Annotated in this window: 13 protein-coding genes and 2 pseudogenes; 5 read left to right on the forward strand and 10 right to left on the reverse strand. The window is 68.9% G+C overall.

Going from position 1 to position 21,362, the window contains the following annotated elements; genetic code table 11:
• Positions 1-126: 126 nt before the first annotated feature.
• Complete coding sequence (locus ACIBL4_RS04375) at positions 127-870, reverse strand: amino acid ABC transporter ATP-binding protein (RefSeq protein WP_399406349.1); 744 nt, start codon at positions 868-870, stop codon at positions 127-129.
• A 140-nt stretch (positions 871-1,010) separates the two neighbouring features.
• A complete protein-coding gene (locus ACIBL4_RS04380; RefSeq protein ID WP_399406351.1) occupies positions 1,011-1,418 on the reverse strand; it encodes a DUF6278 family protein in 408 nt (135 codons plus the stop codon).
• Between the two features lie 274 nt (positions 1,419-1,692).
• On the opposite strand from ACIBL4_RS04380, the gene ACIBL4_RS04385 reads away from it, so the two are divergent.
• On the forward strand, positions 1,693-3,399 hold the full coding sequence (locus ACIBL4_RS04385; RefSeq protein ID WP_399406581.1) for an SGNH/GDSL hydrolase family protein: 1,707 nt from the start codon (positions 1,693-1,695) through the stop codon (positions 3,397-3,399).
• 25 nt (positions 3,400-3,424) lie between these two features.
• Here ACIBL4_RS04385 and ACIBL4_RS04390 read toward each other — a convergent pair whose 3' ends face one another.
• From ACIBL4_RS04390 to ACIBL4_RS04405, 4 genes are read right to left on the reverse strand one after another with little or no spacing between them, the layout of a single operon-like run.
• Positions 3,425-4,204: an exodeoxyribonuclease III gene (locus ACIBL4_RS04390; protein WP_399406353.1), complete on the reverse strand. Its 780-nt coding sequence runs from the start codon at positions 4,202-4,204 to the stop codon at positions 3,425-3,427.
• A 52-nt stretch (positions 4,205-4,256) separates the two neighbouring features.
• A complete protein-coding gene (locus ACIBL4_RS04395) occupies positions 4,257-4,892 on the reverse strand; it encodes an MBL fold metallo-hydrolase (RefSeq protein WP_399406355.1) in 636 nt (211 codons plus the stop codon).
• Positions 4,893-4,924: 32 nt separating this feature from the next.
• The gene (pcaC, locus tag ACIBL4_RS04400) at positions 4,925-6,229 is read right to left on the reverse strand and encodes a 4-carboxymuconolactone decarboxylase (protein ID WP_399406357.1); all 1,305 of its coding nucleotides are present in this window, start codon (positions 6,227-6,229) and stop codon (positions 4,925-4,927) included.
• Between the two features lie 35 nt (positions 6,230-6,264).
• Positions 6,265-7,359, reverse strand: coding sequence for an IS110 family transposase (locus ACIBL4_RS04405; RefSeq protein WP_399406358.1), 1,095 nt, complete (start codon positions 7,357-7,359; stop codon positions 6,265-6,267).
• Positions 7,360-8,291: 932 nt separating this feature from the next.
• Here ACIBL4_RS04405 and ACIBL4_RS04410 point away from each other — a divergent pair.
• The 3 genes from ACIBL4_RS04410 (at position 8,292) to ACIBL4_RS04420 (ending at position 15,858) form a co-directional block, all read left to right on the forward strand.
• Positions 8,292-9,143 carry a hypothetical protein gene (locus tag ACIBL4_RS04410; protein ID WP_399406360.1) on the forward strand — a complete coding sequence of 284 codons (852 nt, stop codon included), beginning with the start codon at positions 8,292-8,294 and terminating at the stop codon, positions 9,141-9,143.
• A gap of 900 nt (positions 9,144-10,043) precedes the next feature.
• On the forward strand, positions 10,044-10,994 hold the full coding sequence (locus ACIBL4_RS04415) for a hypothetical protein (RefSeq protein WP_399406362.1): 951 nt from the start codon (positions 10,044-10,046) through the stop codon (positions 10,992-10,994).
• A gap of 79 nt (positions 10,995-11,073) precedes the next feature.
• Entirely contained in the window at positions 11,074-15,858 is a 4,785-nt protein-coding gene (locus tag ACIBL4_RS04420; RefSeq protein WP_399406364.1) for a CHAT domain-containing protein, read from the forward strand.
• 24 nt (positions 15,859-15,882) lie between these two features.
• Here ACIBL4_RS04420 and ACIBL4_RS04425 read toward each other — a convergent pair whose 3' ends face one another.
• A complete protein-coding gene (locus tag ACIBL4_RS04425) occupies positions 15,883-16,077 on the reverse strand; it encodes a hypothetical protein (RefSeq protein ID WP_399406366.1) in 195 nt (64 codons plus the stop codon).
• 292 nt (positions 16,078-16,369) lie between these two features.
• Here ACIBL4_RS04425 and ACIBL4_RS04430 point away from each other — a divergent pair.
• Positions 16,370-16,985: pseudogene (locus ACIBL4_RS04430) on the forward strand (transposase).
• Here ACIBL4_RS04430 and ACIBL4_RS04435 read toward each other — a convergent pair.
• From ACIBL4_RS04435 to ACIBL4_RS04445, 3 genes and pseudogenes are all read right to left on the reverse strand, one after another.
• Positions 16,958-17,092 (reverse strand): hypothetical protein, encoded by a 135-nt coding sequence (locus tag ACIBL4_RS04435; RefSeq protein WP_399406368.1) that lies wholly within the window; start codon positions 17,090-17,092, stop codon positions 16,958-16,960. The pseudogene ACIBL4_RS04430 and the gene ACIBL4_RS04435 overlap by 28 nt on opposite strands.
• Positions 17,089-17,606, reverse strand: a pseudogene (locus ACIBL4_RS04440) (Mu transposase domain-containing protein); the annotation flags it as partial. The gene ACIBL4_RS04435 and the pseudogene ACIBL4_RS04440, both read right to left, overlap by 4 nt.
• Positions 17,607-17,733: 127 nt before the next feature.
• Positions 17,734-21,174 carry a CHAT domain-containing protein gene (locus tag ACIBL4_RS04445; RefSeq protein WP_399406370.1) on the reverse strand — a complete coding sequence of 1,147 codons (3,441 nt, stop codon included), beginning with the start codon at positions 21,172-21,174 and terminating at the stop codon, positions 17,734-17,736.
• Between the last annotated feature and the right edge of the window lie 188 nt (positions 21,175-21,362).

The raw sequence follows: 21,362 nt of genomic DNA on the forward strand, positions 1-21,362 counted from the left end.
CCGGGCGGGCGGTCTGCTCATCCCGGGCGGGATCGGCGGAATTCGGCGAAGTCCCCCTCTCCGACAGGGATGAAGAGCACATCGTAGTCGAGGTCCGATGCGATGGGCCGTCCGGTGCCCGCCCGTTCAGTGCTTGAGGATCTTGGAGAGGAAGTCCTTGGCGCGGTCGCTGGTGGGGTCGGTGAAGAACTCGTCGGGGGTGCGGTCCTCGACGATCCGGCCGTCGGCCATGAAGACGACGCGGTTGGCGGCCGAGCGGGCGAAGCCCATCTCGTGCGTGACGACGATCATGGTCATGCCCTCGCGGGCCAGTTGCTTCATGACCTCGAGCACCTCGTTGATCATCTCCGGGTCGAGGGCCGAGGTCGGCTCGTCGAAGAGCATCGCCTTGGGCTCCATGGCCAGGGCGCGGGCGATGGCCACGCGCTGCTGCTGGCCTCCGGAGAGCTGCGCCGGGTACTTGTCCGCCTGGTCGGCGACGCCGACCCGGTCGAGCAGTTCGCGGGAGCGCTTGTCGGCGTCCTCCTTCTTGCGCCCGCGCACCTTGACCTGCCCCAGGGAGAGGTTCTGCAGGACGGTCTTGTGGGCGAAGAGGTTGAACGCCTGGAAGACCATCCCGACGTCGGCGCGCACCCGCGCGAGGGCCTTGCCCTCCTCCGGCAGCGGCTGCCCGTCGAGGATGATCTCGCCGGACTCGATGGTCTCCAGACGGTTGATCGCCCGGCACAGTGTCGACTTCCCCGACCCGGAGGGGCCGATGACGACGACCACCTCCCCCCTGCCGACGGTGAGGTTGATGTCCTGGAGGACATGCAGCTCCCCGAAGTGCTTGTTGACGTCACGCAGCTCGATCAGCGGATCGACGGCCATGCTCAGCCCTACTCACTCTCAGCTGTGTGGTGGTTGCCGCAACGTATCCAGGCAAGATCGGACTTGTCGGGCGACACGCACTTTTCGATCATTAGCCGTATTTACGGCGAACTTTGGGCCAAAGGTTGTGGCCATGGGGCTCACGACTCCGCGACTTCCGCGTACAGCTGGGACAGCTCGGGCACCCCGTTCGCGGCCCACTCGTGACCGGAGTCCACGACGTCGAACTCCCGGCCGGAGGCGAGCCGCACGACCGGCTGCCCGTCGGGCCGGATCTCCCAGGCGGCTCCCGGTACGGTGCGCACGATGACGGTGCCCAGGTAGAGCCCGGCGTCGTTGCCGAGCCAGGTCAGGGTCTCCTCGTCGTCCCGCCAGCGGGGTACGACCTGGTCCAGCGCCTCCAGCGAGGCCGCCGAGTCGTCCAGCCGGACACCCGCGCGGGACGCCTGGGAGCGGAGCAGTTCACACTCGGCGAGGAGTTCCGCGATGCCCGCCGGATCGGGAACCCCGAGCTTCCGGCGCCGGTTGCCCAGGAAAGGGATGTTCATACGTCCAGCGTGTCATTCGTACCGCCGTACGCACCACAGGCGCGCGGGCCCGCCATTCCTGACGAGTTCACGCCGAGTTCGTCCACGGCTCGTTGACGAGTTCCTGATGTCTCCCTAGTTTCACCAGGCGTCGTGCGTCTCGGCTTTCGTCGTGTCTTCTGTTCCGTCCCTGCGTTTCGTCTGAGTGCGTTCGTGTGTCGATGAGCGGGAGGAGTCGGCCGTGCGCCGATGTGTCCGGGGGATCCTGGTCGTGCTGGCCCTGTGCGCGTCCCTGATGCCGGCGGTCTCGGCGCGGGCCGCCGAGGAGCGGCGGGCCGCGCCCGTGCAGCTTGAGCGGCTGTTCGACAACATCGCCGTCAGCGACGACGGCCGGCCCGCGCAGGCCGATTTCGACGGCGCCGGTGCCTCCCTGTCGGCGCGGGACCTCGCGGCCGCGGGCTGGACGCCCGGCCGCGGCCTCACCGTCCAGGGGGCCCGGCTGACCTGGCCGCGGCGGCAGCCCGGCGAGCCGGACAACGTCCGCGCCGCCGGCCAGGACGTACGGGTCACGGGGCGCGGGGACGCCCTCGCCTTCCTGGTGGCGGGCACCGCCGGCACCGAGACGGGCGGCCCGGGAGTGATCACGTACACGAACGGCACGCGCTCCGGGTACCGGCTGACCGCGCCCGACTGGCGCACCGGGCCGCTCGCCACCAAGGCGGTGGCCCTGCCGCACATCAACACGCCCGGCGGGCAACTCGCCGAGCGGGCCCGCCTGTACGTCGTGACCGTACCGCTGGTCCCGGGCCGCCCGGTCGCCTCGATCCGGCTGCCGCACGCGGCCGGGCTGCATGTCTTCGCGGTGTCGGTACGGACCGCGACGCGGGGCTGGACCGGCAGCTGGACGACGTCCACCGGCGGCTACACCGCCGTGGGGCCCTGGACGGACCGGACGCTGCGGCTGGTCGTGCACACGTCGGCGGGCGGGCCCCGGGTGCGGGTGCGGTTCGACAACACCTTCGCGGCGGCGCCGGTCCGGATCGGCAGCGCGACCCTCGCCGTGCAGGCGTCGGGAGCGGCGGCGCGCGAGGCGCCGGTGCCGCTGTCCTTCGGCGGTGCGGGAGGTGTGGAGATCCCGGCCGGGGCCCAGGCGTACAGCGATCCCCTGGATTTCGCCGTCCCCGCGGACACCAACCTGCTGGTGAGCTTCCACCTGCCCGGTACGGTGACGGCGGCGCCCGTGCACCGGCTCGCACAGCAGCGGTCGTACGTCAGCGAACCCGGCGACCACGCGGCCGACGGCTCGGCAGGGGCGTACACCTCCCAGATCACCAGCCGGCCGCTGCTCGCCGGGGTCGATGTGAGCGGCGGGCCCGGGTCCGTGGTGCTGCTCGGGGACTCGATCACCGACGGCGACAAGTCCACGGTGGACGCGAACCGGCGCTGGCCGGACGTGCTGGCCGGCCGGCTGCAGAAGCAGACGACGGTCCCGCGCTACGGAGTGCTGAACCAGGGCATCTCGGGCAACCGCGTGGTCACCGACCGGTACCCCGGCGAAGGGGTGTCCACGGACACGGCCGGGGTGAGTGCCCTGCACCGGTTCGACCGGGACGTCCTCGCCCAGCCGTCGGCGCGGACGGCGGTCGTCTTCGAGGGCGTCAACGACCTGCGCTGGGACACCTCGGCGGAGCAGGTGATCGCGGGGCTGCGGGAGCTGGCGGCCCGCGGGCACGCCCGGGGCGTCAGGATGCTCGCGGCGACGATCCTGCCGTGCGAGGGCGAGGCGCGCTGCACGGACGCCGTGGACGCCGAGCGGGTCGCGGTGAACGAGTGGATCCGGGACGGCGGTGCCTTCGACGGCGTGCTCGACTTCGACGCGGTGGTCCGGGACCCGGGGCGGCCGTCCCGGATCCTGCCCGTGTACGACAGCGGGGACCATCTGCACCCGGGCGACGCGGGGCTGGCGGCCCTGGCGGACTCGGTCGACCTGCGGTTGCTCTAGGACGTCGCTCCAGGGCGCGAAGTCCTCAGACGTCCAGGTCCACCACGACCGGTGCGTGGTCCGACGCGCCCTTGCCCTTGCGCTCCTCGCGGTCCACATACGCGTCCTTGACCGCCTTCGTGAACGGCTGGTTGGCGTACACCAGGTCGATGCGCATGCCGCGGTTCTTCGGGAAGCAGAGCTGGCGGTAGTCCCAGTACGTGAACGGGTGCTCGTACTTCAGGGGCCGCGGGACCACGTCGGACAGGCCCGCCTCGCGCAGGGAGGCGAGGGCGGCGCGCTCGGCCGGGGTGACGTGGGTGGAGCCCTCGAAGGCCGCGCGGTCGTAGACGTCGTCGTCCGTCGGCGCCACGTTGTAGTCGCCCATCACCGCGAAGGGGCGGCTGCCGGACGCGTCTCCGGCGACGGCGGCCTTGAGGGCCTCGAACCACTGGAGCTTGTAGGCGTAGTGGGGGTGGTCCACCTCGCGGCCGTTCGGCACGTAGACCGACCAGACGCGGAGCGGGCCGCACGTCGCCGAGATGGCGCGGGGCTCCACCGAGCCGTCGAACCCGGGGTCGCCGGGCAGGCCCTTGACGACGTCCTCGATGCCGACGCGGGAGAGCACCGCCACGCCGTTCCACCGGCCGGTCGCGTGGACCGCCGACTCGTAGCCCAGCTCGCGCAGCTGCTCCGCCGGGAACTGGTCCTCGGCGACCTTGGCCTCCTGGAGGCACAGCACGTCCGTGCCGCTGCTCTCCAGCCAGGCCAGGAGCCTCGGCAGGCGGGCGGTGATCGAGTTCACGTTCCAGGTCGCGATGCGCATGTCCCACAACCTACCCGGCGGGTCTGACAACGCGGCCCGGTCCCCTTCGGCCTCAGACCTCGGCGGAGTCCCCCGGTGTGAGCCGCAGGTGCTCCGAGCCGCCGAGCTGCCCGATCTGGCGGTCGTAGATGGGGCGGGCCAGGTCGGTGAGCAGGGCGTCGTGGATGTCGTAGGCGCGCTGCGGCTTGACCTCGCGGACGTAGTCGATGACCTCCGAGATCTTGCTCCAGGGGGCCATCACCGGGAGCATCAGCGTCTCGACCCGGTGGCCGGGGACGGTGAGGGCGTCACCGGGGTGGAAGAGCTTGCCGCCGTCGACGAGGTAGCCGACGTTGGTGATCCGCGGGATGTCCGGGTGGATCACCGCGTGGAGCTCGCCGTGGACCTGGACCTCGAAGCCGGCGGCGGTGAAGGTGTCGCCGTGGCCGACGGTGTGCACGCGGCCGGGGAACGCCGAGGAGATCTTCTCGGCGACGGACTTCAGGGTCCAGATCTGCGCGGCCGGGTTGTTCTCCATCGCGGCGCGCAGCCGGAACTCGTCGAAGTGGTCGGGGTGCTCGTGGGTGACGAGGATCGCGTCCGCGCCGAGCGCGGCGTCCTCCTCGCTGAACCCGCCGGGGTCGAGAACGAGGGTCTGACCGTCCTTTTCGAGGCGGACGCAGGAGTGCGACTTCTTCGTGAGCTTCATGATTCCATCCTGCCTCCGCGCCCCCCGCGGGCTCACTCCTGGGGCGTGGTCTCCTCGCGGATCACCTGCTGGGCGACCTTGAACGCACTGTTCGCCGCCGGTACGCCGCAGTAGACGGCCGCCTGGAGGAGTACCTCCTTGATCTCGCCCGGGGTGAGGCCGTTGCGCAGGGCGGCGCGGGTGTGGAAGGCCAGTTCGTCCAGGTGGCCGCCGGCGACCAGCGCGGTGAGGGTGACGCAGCTGCGGGTGCGCCGGTCGAGGCCGGGGCGGTCCCAGACCTCGCCCCAGGCGTAGCGGGTGATGAACTCCTGGAAGTCGCCGGAGAACTCGTCGGCCTGTGCCAGCGCCCGGTCGACGTGCGCGTCGCCCAGCACCTCGCGGCGGACCTTGAGCCCGGCGTCGTAGGGGTCGGGCCGGCCCTGGGGCTGCGGCGGCACGGCCGGGGCGATCTCGGCGACAGGGCCGGTCTGGAGGGGCTGCGCGGGGGCGGCGGACAGGACCGGCTTGACGGCGGCCGCGGGCAGGGCGGTCTGGCCGGTGGAGGTCTCGAAGGCGGGCTGCCAGGCGGTGGAGAAGTGCCGCACCAGCAGGTCCGTGACGGCCGCGGGCTGCTCCACCGGCACGAGGTGGGAGGCGCCGGGGACGACGGCGAGGCGGGCGTCCGGGATGCCGGCGACCAGGGTGCGGGCCTCGGCGGGGCCGGTGACCTGGTCGTCCGATCCGACGAGGACCAGCGTCGGCACGCCGACCCGCCCGAGCTCCGGGCGGACGTCGAACGAGGCGAGCGCCTCACAGGCGGCGATGTAGCAGCCGGGGTCGGTGGTGCGCACCATCTGCACGGCCCACTCGGTGATCGCGGGCTGCGCGGCGGCGAACCCGCTGGTGAACCAGCGCTCGGGCGCGGTGCGGGCGATGGGGTCCAGGCCGTTCGTACGGACGATCACGCCTCTCTGCCGGAACTCGTCGGCCGTGCCGAAGCGCGGTGAGGCGGCGATCAGGGCGAGGGAGGCGAGCCGCTCGGGGTGGCGCAGGGCCAGCTCGATGCCGACCGCGCCGCCGAGCGCGCAGCCCGCGTAGCCGAAGCGCTGCACACCGAGCCCTTCGAGGGTGGCCAGCAGCCGGGTGGTGAGATCGGTGACCGAGCCCGCCGGGTACGCGGGAGCGCCGCCGTGCCCCGGCATGTCGAACCGGAAGACGCGCCACTGCTTGATCAGCTCGGGGATCTGGCGGTCCCACATGTGCCATGTGGTACCCAGTGAGGGACCGAGGATCAGGACGGGAGCCTCTTCCGGCCCGTCAAAGCGGTATTGCAGGGTGTTCGGTGGTGTCTCGCTCACCCGCCTGAGCCTCTCATCTGTCACGGACGCCCCTATTACGAGGGGGTGCTGGAGACGGGTCTGCCCAGGTTGAAGACCTCGCGGGCGGCATATCGCTTGAGGCATCGGATGATCTCACGTCGGGTCTTGCCCTCCTGGGTGCGGCGGTCGTAGTACGCCTGGGTACGCGGGTCGTGGCGCAGCCGGGTGAACACGATGCGGTGCAGGGCGGCGTTCGCCTGACGGTCGCCGCCGCAGTTGAGCCGGTGCGTGCTCCGACGGCCCGACGAATATTCGACGGGGCTGACTCCGCAAAGGGCAGCAAAGGATGCTTCGGTGTTCAGCCGCTCGGGGTTGTCTCCCATGGTGATCAGCAGGGTGACTGCACTGTCCGGGCCGATGCCCACCGGGGCGAGTAGCTGTGGGGCGTGGTGTTCGACGAGCTGGGTCAGGCGTTGGTTCAGCTCATTGATCTGCCCGGTGAGCTGTTCGATACGCTCCGCGAGCATTCTCAGAGTCATATGGGTGGCCTGGGCCACCGCGTTCTCGCCGTCCTCGCCGTCGCCTGGCCCGAGGCGTGCGCAGGTGCGGAACAGCTCGCGGTTGCCCAGGCTGGACAGTCGTTCCCGCAGTGCGGGATCGGCGATGACCAGGACGGCTTTGAGCTGGTTGATCGCCTGGGTGCGGGCCTTGACCGCGGAGTCCTTGGCGAGCTTGAAGACCCGGGCGCTGTGCACCGGACCGTCGCCGGACTTGGCCCGGGCCCGGGCACGACCGCTGAGCACGGCCCGCGCGGCGGCCTGAGCGTCGAGCGGGTCCGACTTCCCCAGCAGTCGGCGGGCCGAGCGGTCGGGCCGGTTCACTTCGAACACCTGAATCTGCTGGGCCAGCAGGTAGCGGGACAGGCCCGCGCCGAAGGTGCCGGTGCCCTCCACACCGGCCCGGCGCACCGTACCCTGCTTGCGGGCCCACACGAGCAACTGTCGGTAGCCGGCCGCCGTCGCGGGAAAGGACTCTGTTCCCAGGATCTTCCCGAGCGGGGAGATCACGGCGGCAACATGCACCTCGCCGTGCGTGTCCACGCCCAGGACGACCTCGCGCCGAACGGGCGGATCCGCGCTCGATGAGGTGCTGCGCTGTCGGGTCGTCATGATGGTGTGCCTCCCACATGCTGACGTACTGGGTGATGGCACCGGCCTGCTTGGGGCGGTCTGAACCGTGATGGCGCCTAAAACTCGGCAAGGCCCCTATTGGGACACGCCCTGTGGCTCGGTGGCAGGCAGCATCCCGCAACGGCAGTCGACAGGTCCGTGACTGGACACTGTGGTCATAGATCTCACGAGTCAGACCCCGTCCGGGATGACACTGCACAACCTTCCCATCGATCGCGGTACGGCCGCGTGACTCGATCACTGCCGGATGACTTCGGCCGAAACGATGCTCAACCTGACTGAGCGGGCTGACAAGGCGTTGACTCTCGTCCACCTCTGACCGGCATTGACAGGGAGACGTCACGCAAGGAGGTGGTGCTCACCGGCTGCGGCTCCTCCCCCGTAGAGTGTGAGCAGGACACTCTGGTCAGGCATCTCAGGAGTCAGACCCCGCCGCAGGACAGCACCCACCTACCGTTCTCCGTCTATCCGGCTTGCAGCCACGTCAGCTCGCTCGTTCGCACGAATCGAGTCGAAGCACCGGCCGCCTATCAACGGACCTGGCACCATGCCGCAGTCGTACGTCACTGCAAGTCGAAGGCGGACCATTGGAACGGCGGGTCAATGAGCGGCAGCTCTCGGTGTTGCAGTGGGTGGAAGCCGGGTGCCCTGCCGGCGTATGGAAGACCAACTCCTACAAGACCACCTGTCAGGCACTACACAACCGGGGCCTGGTGACGGTCTCCCGGAAGAGCGGGCAGTGGAGCGTCGCCCTGACGAGCGCCGGCCAGTACTACCTGGCACACGGCACGTATCCTCCCCGCGGGTCACGCCCGCGGAAGACTCAGGCCGCCGCTCCACGACCCCAGTCCATCCGAGCGCAGGCCACTCCGGCAGCGGGGCGGAAGCCAAGCCCTCCATCACAGCCTCGTGTGACGTTCACGGAGCAGCTGTTACAGGAGCTCGCGGAGGCCGGCGGCAGGATCGTCAAGAGCGGGAGCGGTTCCGACTTGGAGAAGTGGCCGTCCCGCGTCGCCGCCGCACGCAGATCCGGACGGATTCCGGAGGCGAAGGAGCTGTACGGAAGCTGGTGCCATGGCGGATACGAGATCAAACTCGTCGACATCCCCGCCTGGCGCCTTGCCGTCCTCGCCCCCGTCCCGGTGCCCTCGCGGCTCACGCGGCCGCACACCGTTATCCGGGCCATGCAGAACGAACGCCAGCCGCTCGGCCTGACCAAGCCCGTCCAAGGACGCGCTCTCCGACTCATCCAGGCACTGATCACCGTTGCCGAGGCCGGCGGACACACCTGCTCGGCCGGGCAGACCAGCTTCGCACCCCCGTCTCATCGCCGCCGCAGGGCACATCCTCACTTCACCATCACCGCACAGGGCCAGCCCGTGGGGTTTCTCGTACTCCAGGAACAGGACCGGACCGAGCACGTCGCCACCGAGAAGGAACTCGTCGACGCCAAGAAGCACTCCTGGGTCAGAATCCCCCGCTTCGACTACACCCCGTCCGAACGCCTCCGCTTCATCCTGAGCGGCGGCCAGCCACACCGGGCGAGCGAATGGGCCGACGTTCCCGGCCGCGCCCTCGAAGAGCAGCTCGCCGAGATCGCGCAGGAGGTCACGCTTCGCGGCGAAGCCGCCGAACGCAGACGCCAGGACGAGGCCGAAGCGGCACGCCAGAAGCGCATCCGCTGGGAAGCCGCCATGGAGCAAGCCCGCATCCGGTATGCGGAGGCGTACCGCGTCCGGCATCTGGGCAGCGGCCACCGTTGAGCGCCTCGCTCCATTGCACACACCGCCCGACTGCCCGACGTTCCCAACCCACGGGCCGACGACCTGAAATCCTTCCTCGGGCACTGGAGCCCCTACGGCCCCACCTACTGACGCCCGCTCCGCCAACCGTCCGGCCCGCCGCGCCGCCGAGGGGCCCCGCCGGACCGGGACGTGCAGGGGCCCGGCCGGGGACGGATCGGAGGGCTCGGGGTCTTCGACCTAGCGGAGTTCTGCCATGGGGTGCCTCCAGACAGGCAGGGAGCGAGGGATCCCTGACGGGATGCTGACGCCCCGGTGCGGGGGTGTGGAAAAGGGCCGTCAGAAGGCCACCAAAAAGCCGCCTACAGGGCTGTTCAACGTCTTTGACCGGCCGGAAGCGGGGACCTGTACGGAGCGCCCGCTCCTCTTCTACTCTACGGTTGCCCGTCATTGCGGCATACTCGCGGGTCAACGCACCCTTTCCCATGGCTTGAGCGGAATCCCAACGCTACAAACCGATGCACCCTATCGTGAGACTGTGGATGTGGAGTTGAAGGCAAAGAGGGGCATCGCCCGTGTCTGCGCAAGCCCGGATGACCTCCGCCAGGTCCTTGACGATTCGGCGCCGCTGGACGCGGTCCTGGATCTCCTGCGGTCCGACCCAGGGGATCTGGCTTCGCTGATCGGTGTACTCGACGCCCTCCACAGAGCCCTGCAGCAGGCCGGTGACCAGCTTGGTCTGTACGGGGAGGCGGCCCGGGGTGTCCCCAGCGGGCTGGGGGCAGGAGGCCGTACGGACGTCGTCTTCCACTGCCCACAGGGACGCTGTGCGCGGTCGGAGCGGCCCGGCCCGGGTGTGACTGAGCGCCCTCGCTGCACTTTGTTCGACGAGGATCTCGGCTGGATCGCCTGGACCACCTCATGACCGGCCTGCTCGAGGAATTGGGCAAGAAGTTCGCCGAGCGTTGGTTCACACTGCTGGTCCTGCCCGGTGCTCTCTACGTGTGCGCGGTGGCAGCCGCGCGTCAGCTCGACGGTTTCGCCTTCGCACCTTTGACAGCATGGGTCAAGGGGCTGTCTGTTCCGCACAACGGTGCCTCCGCGTTGCTGTACGTGGTGGTCTTCGGGGTGGTCGCGGCTGCCGTCGGACTCGCGGCCTCCGCCGTCGGCGCGCTCGTCGAGCGCCTGTGGCTCGCCGAAGACTGGCTGTCCTGGCCGGGTCCGCTGCGTCGGGCGGCCCAACTGCGGGTCGAGGCGCGGCAGACTCGGTGGGTTGTGGTGGAGGGGACCGAAGCCGCACTGCGCCAGCGCTACGGAAACGGCCTTATCCCTGACGCCACGCCCTCCGGTGTCACCGAGCTGGATGTGCAGTTGGCCCGGCGCCGGGTCCTCGCCATCGCCGAAAGGCGCCCCGCACGCCCCACGTGGATGGGTGACCGCATGCACGCCGTCGTGGCCGGCTACCGGCAGGAGTGCGGCCTGGACCTGCCCAGTGTCTGGCCTCATCTGTGGCTCGCGCTGCCCGATACCGCGCGCGCCGAGATCAAGGAGGCGCGGGAAGCGGTCAGCAAGGCCACAACGCTGGCCGGCTGGGCCGTGCTCTACGTCGCCGTGGCCTATCTGTGGTGGCCCGCTTTCCTCCTGGCCGCCGGCCTGTTCCTCACGGCACGGCAGCGAGGGCGCCGGGCGGTGGAGGCGTACGCCCTACTGGTGGAGGCGGCGACCCGACTGCACGCGGGCGACCTGGCCCGCAGTCTGGGCTTCGACCACACCGGCCCCCTCGACGCCCGGACCGGGCAGGCCATGACCCTACTCGTCCAGGGGCAGGGTCATCTCATCCCGCTGACGATCGGCTGGCCCCGGCAAAGATAGCCGGAATGAGTGCGGGATGGTCCGCCAAATCCCGTCATGGGATGATTGGTTTTCGTTGTGACCGGGGGGTGACGGGGCGGTGCAACAAGACTTCCTCGCGGCTATGGAAGCGCGGTTGCAGCGCTTCCGGACCAGTGGTGATCCTGCGCATCTGCTGGACGAACGCGCCCAGGGCGAGGCGACTGCGTTGGCCGCTCTCCTCCATGCCGATGCCGACCTCAGGTGCCACTTCACGCTGGGGTTGTTCCACTGGTACCGCAGTCGTCTCCTTCCTTGGCGCGACGCCATGGAAAACGCCGCGAAGGCCCATGACTTGCTGTTGCCCTGCTACGTCGCTGGACGGGAAGACCTCCCGGCATCCGTGGTGCCGGTCCTGGCCGAGCGCGTTCTCCGGTCGGTGACCGGCCGGCTGGAGGAGACGATCGCCGGTTCGGCCGGTCCTCCGCCCAGCGAGCTGGTGTCGCTGTGGGCGCGCAGCTTGGAGCTGGCGACGCCTGGGGCTCGGGAGGAGATCATCGCCCGGGTGCTGCCCGCGGGCGGAACGTATACGCCGGAGCAGTTGGACCTCCTGATCGACGTATGCCGCGCCATCGTCAAAGCCACTCCGCGGGGCCATGGCCACGAAGCTCCCGGCATGTCCGTACTGGCCAGTTGCCTGATCGAGCGCTTTCACGCCAATAACGCCACAGCGGACCTCGGAGCGGCCGACGAGGCGTTCCGCACGGCTCAGGGGATCACACCGCCAGACCACCCGATGGCCACCCAGCTGGAGCTCCAGCGTCGCCAGACGCGGCGCCTGCGACTAGCGCACATGGCAGGGAAGACAGAACTCGACGAGGCCGTCCGAGCCGCGCGCAACGCCCTGGCGGCTGACGAGTCCGCCCCCGATCGACAGTCCCGGCTCCACGACCTCGCCACCGCGCTGAACAGCCGTTACCAACGATTCCGGTATGCCACCGACTTGCAGGACGCCATCAACGCGTTCCAGGAGATGGTCGACCGTGCACCGGTCGACCACCCGGATGTCCTGCGCATCGACGAGATCAGCTCCTTGGCCGAGTTGTTGTCCGCGCGGTACCAACTTCACCAACGGTTGCCCGATCTGGACAAGCTGATCGACGCACTCACCGCGCTCGTCCACACCGTCCGCATCACGTCCCCGCTGTACATCCCCTCCCTGCGCCATCTCGTCACCGTCATGGCGGGCCGCTCCGAGATCACCGGCCAGCCAAAGGACCTCGCCGCAGCAATCACGCTACTCGAGACCATCGAGCGTGATCTGCCCGCCAACGCGCCGCCGACCGCCGACGTTCTCCTGCTCCACGGCCGCATCCTGCAGACACGGGCGAGCCGCCTGGCATTACCAGCGGACCTTGACAAGGCCATCGAACTGTACGGGTCGGCCGCGGCGGCTTCGGAGCCCGGTCGGACCGTACGACTCGACGCCCTGAAACATTTGGGGGCGGCCCTGGGCCAGCGGGCTCAATGGTCGGGTAGCCGGCCTGACGACATGGATAGGGCGGTGGCCGCCGCCCAGGCGGCCGTCGACGAAGCTCCGCCCGATCACCCCTTACGTCCCTCGCTCCTGCACGACCTCGCCGGCGCCCATCACCTCCGGCACCACCTGACGCGGAGCACCGCGGACCTCGACGCGGAGATCCGCGTCAACCGGCTGCTGCTGGATGCCGGCGGCACGGAGGACCCGGAATACCTGCTGCACGCCCAAAACCTTGGGATCGCACTGCTGTTGCGATCCGAAGCCGTGAACGACCCGTCCGACGCGAACGAGGCGGTCGACGTGCTGCGCGCGGCCCTCCAGTGCGCCGAAGAGGGCACCCCGCAGGTCGGTGTGCTGGAGCACATTCTTCGCAGGGCATACCGGTGGCGCTTCACATTCACCCAGGACTGGCGGGACACGTGGGCCGGGGCCACGGCCACGAAAGGAAATCCGTCCCCTGATGAGTCATCCGCCGACCGGCTCTTCATGCGGGCGGACAGCTGGCCACAGTCTCCCTACCCCGTCCTCATCGATGGACTGGGGGTGGCGCATACGGAGACGCCCGGCTGGAACGAAGGTCTGATTCCCTTCCTGACCCAGGTGGGTGAAGCTCTGGACAACGTGCCTTCAGGGACCCCCGGATGGCTCTACGCGCAGCGCTTCAGGCAAGTCCTGCGTGAGTCGCCGGCCGCCCTCGGCAGCCTGGCCGGGGTAGAGGAGCTGATCAACGCCTACAGAGCCGTTCTGCAGCCGATCAACCTACCAACCACGACTGCGGGCCACTTGGACTACGACGCCTCACTGGAGGCGCTCAGGCACGAGCTCCGTGACTCCGCCGCCCGCCCGTACGGCGCGCTGCGCGTCCAGACGTTGATCGACGCACAGCACAAGGCACTCGAAGAACCGGAGCCATCCGTGCCTGCGCGGTACACACACCAACTGCTGGCCTGCGCTCTGCTCACCACCTACGAGCGCTCCGGTGACCTGCACGAGCTCGACGCGGCCGTACGCGCCATGCGCACTGCACTGGCGGCCACCCCAATCAACAACCCGGAGCGGGCCGCGCACCACTGCTTCCTGGCCGATGCCCTGTGGCAACGGTACGAGCGGACGGGCGAACAAGAGGACCTCACCGGCGTGATCGCCTCGCTGAGAGACCTGAGCGAGCTGCTTCCACGCGGCGGCTGTGGGCAATGCCGGCGGTGCCGCCTGCGGGGCCGGCTCCACTTCAACCTCGCCTGCGCGCTGCGGCGCGTCTTCGAACAGACCGGGCGTGAGGAGGACGGTTCGGCTGCCCTCCTGCAGGTGTACCTGGCACGGGCCTACGTGCTCCCGGGCCATCCCGACTGCGACCTGTACGGGGCACTGATCAACTGGTGGGCCCCGGAATCCGCACAGTCCACCGAGGACTTGAAGGAACTGATCCGTGCCTACCGCGCCGTGATCGACGACCTGCCCGAGGGAGATCCCGATCGGGCAGTGTGTCAGTCAAGTCTGGGAGAACTGCTGGGGCTGCTTCACTTCCGTACCCAGGACAGCGCGACCTTGGACGCGGCTATCGAGGCTACCCAGTGTGCCGTAGCGGGAACCGTGGTACCGCGGGCGGCACACGCCTGCGACCTGACACGGCTGGCCGCACTGCTGCTCCAACGCCACCAACAAGAGCGCGATGAGGCCGACCGCGAAGCGGCGATCCAAGCGTACACGCAGGCGGCGGCCGTCCCCGCAGCGCCGCCGTCCCTGCGCATCGACGCCGCCCAATCAGCCGCCGCACTCTGCGCCCCCGACCGCCCCAGGGATGCCACCCAACTGCTCACCAATGCGATACGGCTGCTCCCCGACACGGCCCCTCGGCATCGGCCGCGCGCGTTGCAGGAAAGCGCCCTGTCCGCTTTCCCCGGCCTGGTGGCCGACGCCGCGGCACTCACGCTCCGCACCGCGGATGCGGACACGCAGGAGCCGCCTGCCTACCAGGCGTTGACCCTGCTGGAGTCGGGCCGTGCGGTACTGATCGGCCAGGCCCTGGAGGTCCGGGGTGACATCGCTCTCCTGCGGCACCACCATCCACAACTGGCCCACCATTTCATAGAACTGCGCGCCGCACTCCATCTCCCCGACGGCGAAGGCGAGGTGGAAGAAGAAGCAACCAGCTCACCGACCCGAGCCTCCCAGCACAGTCGCCGCCTGACCGAAGAGCTCACCGAGGTGCTGCAGGAGATCCGCAGGCAGCCCGGTTTCGCCTCGTTCGCGCGGCCGCCGACCCTGCGGCAGCTGGCAGCCCAGGCAGCCCAAGGTCCCATCGTCGTCTACAACGTGAGCGACTACCGCAGCGATGCCCTGATCATCACTGAAGACGGCATCACGAGTCTGGCCCTACCGACGCTCACTCCGCATGCCGTGAGACAGCAGGTGCGGGCTTTCCAGCATGCACTGAGGCACGCCGCTGACCCGCAGCTGAGACCCGTGGATCGCACGGGCGCCCAAGGACGTATGCGGACCGTTCTCGCATGGCTCTGGGACAATGCGGCCGGTCCCGTGCTGCACCACCTCGGCATCGACTCCGCGCACCGCACCTCGGCTCCGTGGCCCCGAGTGTGGTGGATACCGGGCGGTCTACTCGGGCAGCTCCCCTTGCACGCAGCCGGCCATCACGACGAGGCCCTCGACGCCCCCGATCGCCGCACGGTACTGGACCGGGTGGTCTCCTCCTTCTCGCCCAGCGTCAGGGCACTCGACCACTCCCGGACGCGCGACAGAAGCCAGCACCGGCCACTCGACAAGGCGCTGATCATCTCCATGCCGACGACCCCCGGCATGAACGCCCCGCTCCGCTCCGATGAGGAAGCCCGCGTACTGAAGTCCCGGCTCCCCGCGTCCCTCCGACTCACGGATGCCACGAGCGCCCAGGTCATGGAGCACCTTGCCGACTACCCGATCGTCCACTTCGCCTGCCACGCCGTGTGTCATCCGACGGATCCCTCGCAGAGCACACTGCTCCTCACCGACCACGCCTCCGCTCCCATGACCGTGCGACGTCTGAACACCCTCCATCTCGGACAGGGCCGGCTCGCCTACCTATCCGCCTGCAGTACGGCCGTCACCGCCGCCGATACCCTGCTCGACGAAGCCATCCATCTCACATCGGCGTTCCAACTCGCGGGCTTCCCTCATGTCATCGGCACTCTGTGGCCAGTGGACGACACGCCCGCCCTTGACATCGCCACGGCCTTCTACGGCCATCTCGCTGAGTCCGGCCCCCAACCCGGCGACATGGCTCTGGCACTGCACAAGGCCCAGCGTGCCCTCCGCGATGCCTATCCTCCGTTGGTCAGCACCTGGGCCGCCCACCTGCACACCGGCGCCTGAGCTTGTTCTTTATGGTCGGCGGCCTCATTGAGGCCAGCAGCGCACGCGGGCGGTGTCGCCGTCGATACGGACGATGCACTCTTTGAAGAGCGCCATGGGTCGACCTTCGTCTTCCGGAACCAGCGCTAGTCCGAGGTCCATGATGGGCTTGATGGCCTGCGCTGTTCGAGAGCCGTCGGGGTCCGGGCCGTGCAGGTGCGCCCAGCTCTTGAACAGCACGCGGACCCCTTCCCATCCAGGCCCGGGATGAAGTGACAGAGGAACGTCGGCTGATCAATTGCGTACTGCCGTAGCTCGCCGATCCGGGTGTCGCCCTGTGTGAGCCACCAGGTCCCGTTCACTACCGCTCTCTTCAGCCACGGCTTCAAGCGGATTGTCTGAGCTCCCGAGCGCCGTAGTGTCAAATTGTCCGTCGAACCCCACGCGGAAGTTCATCAGACGGGTGGGCGGCCCCCGTCCGGTTCTGTGCTCCGCCCAAGGAATGCACCGAACCAGAACGAAGGCCGTGGGGATGAGCCTGCCGCACGTAGATGTCCCAGGAGAAGCGTTCGCCGAAGCGTCACGCTTCCGGGACGACTTCTTCGACTGCCTGAGCGCCCGCGGGGACGAGCTGTTCGAGCTGGCCGACGCGTTGCTGTGTGCGGACGGGCCGGTAACCACGCTGGTGGCCGAGCGCCGACGTGGGCACGGCGCGATGTACGAGGCGTTGAACCATGGAAACGTGGACGTGGCCTCGCTGCGGCAGCTGGCCGGTCTACCGATGCCACAGTCCGCCGACGGGCGCCTGGTCCTGGGGGTCGACGTCAGCAGCTGGCTTCGCCCCGACGCACCGACCAGCGCGGACCGCCTGTTCTGCCACGTCTAGGCCGCAGCGGACGGTCCTCGGACCAGTTCATCCCCGGCTGGCCCTACTCCTTCGTCGCCGCCCTCGAATTGGGCCGGACGTCCTGTGCCAGCTGCTGGATGCTGTCCGTCTCGGGCCCGCGGACGACGTCGTCGAGGTCACCGCCACCCAACTCCGCCGTGTGGTCGCGGACCTGATCGAGATGGGCCGCTGGCAATTCGGCGACCGCGACATCCTCATCGTCTTCGACGCCGGCTACGACGCCCCGCGGAAGTCGAGGTAGCCCATCTTGGCCTCGTCCGCCCGCTGGACGTACTGGTTCAGAGCCTCGGCCAGGTGCGGTAGGCCGAGCTTGGCGGCGGTGGTGCGGGTGCTGGTCAGCTCGCTCAACGGGCCTTCTTGGTCGGGTGAAAGGGAGGGGTGCCGATCAGCTCGTCATAGACCGACAGCGGACGGCGGCCGACCTTGACGTTCGCGGCGGCAGCCCGATTCAGCAGAGCCTCAGCGGTCCGGCCTCCACCTTCGGCAGCTGGCCGCGGCGGGAAGAGGGCAGAACGTCGTCGCCGGTGGTGACGCGACGGCCGGCGCCGGTGGGCAGCCCGTCCCAGTGCGTCTCATCCACGATGCGGGCACCTCGGTGAACTGCCCGCGGATGCACGGCCAGCAGCATCTGGCGTTCGGCGTCGGCGACAGTGGAATGGAGGCTGATCTGCGATTTCGTGGTCCTGATCTCGACCAGCTGACGGGGACGGACCTTGCGGGCGGGGACCGAGTAGAGGTACGCGTCGAAGGCGACCAGGCAGTCCTTGCCGACATGCCGAAGACGCCGCTGAGTGACCACATAGGGCGTCTGCGGCATCAGACGGAGGGCCATGTGATCGCCCAGGGCCCGGTGCCCGATGAGGACGGTCTCTACAACCTGACAACTGTTGTGCCCTGTCGTCGCAAACGCCCGGCACGTACGACCGAGTCCGGCGTGCGTCACATGTTCAGCACCAACGGACGGTGAGCTCCTACTGCTCCCTGGGCTATCAGGCGCCAACGTGGAGATATGCCGCCCAGAAGGAGGGCAGCCGGGGCAGTTCGTCCCGCGCGGCGCGCACAGCATGATGCAGAGCGAGAGCCGATTTCTCGGTCGCGAGCGCCTTGTCATGTGCGAAGAGGTACTTGTAAAAGCGCTCAGCGAACGTGCAGGCGTAGGCATCGTTGATCTCCCAGAGCGTGCCCACCACATGTGCGAAGCCTGCCAAGTGGAAGGCGCTGGTGAGATGAATTGCTTCGTCCTGCAATTCAGGCACGGCTGAGAGGGCCGTGCCGCATGCGGAAAGGTAGGCAAGACGGGCGTGTCCTAGCTTCAGCTGCGCGAGTCGGGCCACGGTGAGCGGGCTCGTCTCGTGGTCAAGGAGGAGCAGTCGACTCAGGGAGGGATCCGAGGGATGGTCGTCACCGTGGCAGGCGAAGTGGACGATGGAAGACCGGGGCAGCTGTGCCAAGACGTTCTCGCCAGTAGGACGGAGATCTTGGGCTACCGTGCGATTGCCTCGTACCGTGTCGCTGTCCGCGCAACGTCCGCGCTCCTTTTCCATGAGCAGCACATGGGGGGACAGGAGGCTGCCCACGATGGACACTTCGGCGGGAACGTTTTCCAGGCGCCCGGGGACGCCTGGCGTGACGGGCATGGCGACGATTAGCGCGCGGTCCTGTGCGTACTCCGTTTTGGTGCCTGTGTTCCGGCGGGCGTGCCGCAGGGAGCGGACGGTCGGGGTGTAGGAGGAAACGACCCGGTCCATCACCGTCCGGCACCGCGGATCGTCCGATGGGTCGGAGTGATGACCGGCGGCGTGCAGAGGCAGGACGCTCAGCAGGCCGCCGGGCGCCCACCAGATGCGTGGCCACTCCGCTCCGGGCGCGGGCGGCCCATGATGGCCCAGAGCGAGGAGCACCGGCTCTGCCACGGCGTCCCAGAGCCAGGCGAGCGTGTCAGTGATGTCGGCCTGGGCACGTCGTCTGCTGGTCGGCGTCGTTCCGTCCCTCGCGGAGCGGAGTGCCTGGCGGAACGCAGTGATCCGCTCCACCACCTCTGAACGTGGCAGGCCAGGAAGCTCAAGGGACGTGATGCCGTCTGCTGTGAGAAGCAGAGCGTCGCTGCGGTAGGTACTGACGTTCAGGGCGACGATGGACCCGTCCCTGGTTTGGGCGATCAGTTCTTCTTCGCTCAGAGGGAGTGCGAAGTCGGCGAAGCCGTCGATATCGCGGATCAGGGTCAGCATCGTCTCGAACTCGGCTGTAACACGTCGCCGCTGGTCCGCCGAGCGATGCAGCCAGGGTGGGTTTTTTTCGGTGTCGACGGACGCGGTGTCGGAGAGGCTGTCCAGCAGATCGCGCAATCGCACGAACCGCGCCGCGAGCTCAGGGTGTGCCCGGCGGAGGGTACTGAGGTCGCTTCGGGTGTCGATTGACTGGTTGAGGAGAACGGCTCTGCCCGTTTCCAGCAGGTGCAGGGCTCGGGCAGCTCGCCGGTCCTCGGACCGTCGCCCGTCGGACAGGGCGTGTGCCGCGGCTTCCGCGGGTAACCCGGTGAACATTGCGAGAGCGTGCTGCTGGTCCCCTCGTTGGAGGTGCCGAGGCGTCAACAGCGGGAGCAGCGCGATCGCGTCTTCGAACAGGTCGGATGCCCGCCCGAGGTTGGACGGGGCGATCAACTGCGCCGCGGTGATGCCGCTGAACACGCGCAGGAGCGGCACGGCGGTGGCGCTTTCGAGTACGCCCGCGAGGGCGGTCGACGCGACATCGCGGTCCGCCTCAGCCCGGGTTGCTGCGTATCGAACGCTAAGGGCTAGACCGAAGTTGAACTGCGCCGCGTCTCGGTGCGGGTGGTCGCGTTCACCGGTGGCGGCGGCCAAGGCGGCCCTGGCCGTGTCGACGGCCTCGTCCATATCCCGTCCAGCGCCGGTCCGAACGGCGCGCTCCCGCAGAGCCCCGGCGAGGTTGTCCAGCCACTTCACCTGATCGGGGTGACCGGAGGGGGTTTCGTCGACAGCGCTACGAGCAGTATCAACGGCCTCGTCGAGGTCTGCCTGGTCCCCGAATCGCGTGAACCGGGATTCCAGCGCCACAGCGAGGTTCGACAGGCGTCCGGCGCGGCGAGGGGAGCCGTCCGGGGTGGCGTCGATGGCCATTCGAACTGCCTCGACAGCTCCGTCGATGTCCGCCCGATGACCGAGTCGCGCGAACCGTGCCTTGAGAGTCATGGCGAGGTTGGACTGACTGCCCGCCCATGCAACGTGATCGGCCGGCATCGCGGCGATAGCGGCGTGCATGGCCTCGACCGAACCGTCGAGGTCTGCCAGGGCTCCGTTCAGCCGATATCGCCGTTCCAGAGCCACGGCGAGGTTCGACAACCATTCGGCCCGGACGGGATCGTTGTCCGGGATGTTCGAGAGTGCCGCCCTGTTCGCCTCGACAGCGGCGTCCAGGGCGGCTGGGTCGCCCTTGGCCTCCGATTGGAGCCGTAACGTGGTTGCCAGGTTGAGCAGCCGGGTGGTCCTGTCCGGATGGTCATCGGGGGTGGCGTCCAAAGCCGCCTGGTCCGCCTCTAACGTGGCTTCGAGGTCGGCTGGGTCCTGAGTCAACTCGAATCTCGCCCTGAGGGTCCCGCCGAGGTTGGAGAGCAGCGCCGGCCGGTGCGGGTGTCCGTCGGGCGTGATCAGGAGTGCCTCGCGACCGGCCTCGACGGCAGTAAGGAGGTCTTCCGCATTCCCGGTACGCTCGAACCGCGTTGACAACGCGAGGCTCAGATGGGTCAGGTTCGCCGCGCGGTCGGGATGGCCCGGTAGGGCGGCGTTCACCCCTGCCCGGGCCACGGCGATCGCTGCGTCGATGTCCGCGAGAGCGTCCGTCCGTTCGTACTGGGCTATGAGGGCGCTACCGAGGTTGACCAATCGTCCGGATGCCCTCGGATGGTCGTTGGCCGTCGCATTCACGGCGGCCCGCCCTGCCGCGACCGCTGCCGCCAAGTCGTCAGGTTCACCAGTCTTTCGGTATCGGCCGGCGAGCGCGATCCCCAGGTTCGACAGTCGCTCGGGCAGATCGGGGTGGTCTGCCCGGGTGACGGCCACGACGGACTGCCAGAGGGTCACGGCAGCGGTGAGGAGGCCGGGGTGCTGAGCGTCGACAGCTTGTTGGAGCACGGTGCGGGCCACAGGCTGCACGGCGTCCGCGACGTCTGGCAGCAGAGGAGGGGGGATGTCGTGGGCTCCCGATACGAAGCACAGCACGAACAAGGCGACTGCCGCATCGCGATGTCCTCGAGCCTGCTCGTCGGGCAGGGCGACCGAGCGGTACCAGTGGAACCAGGCCAACGCGTACCGGGCCCGCACGTCGTAGTCGTCATCGGTCAGCAGCGCGGACAGCCGTCGGGCTGCATCTGCAGCGGCCGGATCCAGTATGGCGGTTAGGTCGTGCTGTGCCACTACCCGTGCAAGCCTGGACTCAAGGTGCACTGTCCAGTGATGCCGCTCGTCCAAACGCCCCCCACATTTTCGCCATATGACAGCGACGCTAGCCGAATCTGACCTAGGATTCGATGACTTGGGCGGATGTGATCGGATGGTTCGTCATCTGATGCGTTTCACAGACCTGTCCTTGTCCGGGCCCAGGC

The organism is Streptomyces sp. NPDC050416 (assembly GCF_044458845.1).
Taxonomy (GTDB): domain Bacteria; phylum Actinomycetota; class Actinomycetes; order Streptomycetales; family Streptomycetaceae; genus Streptomyces.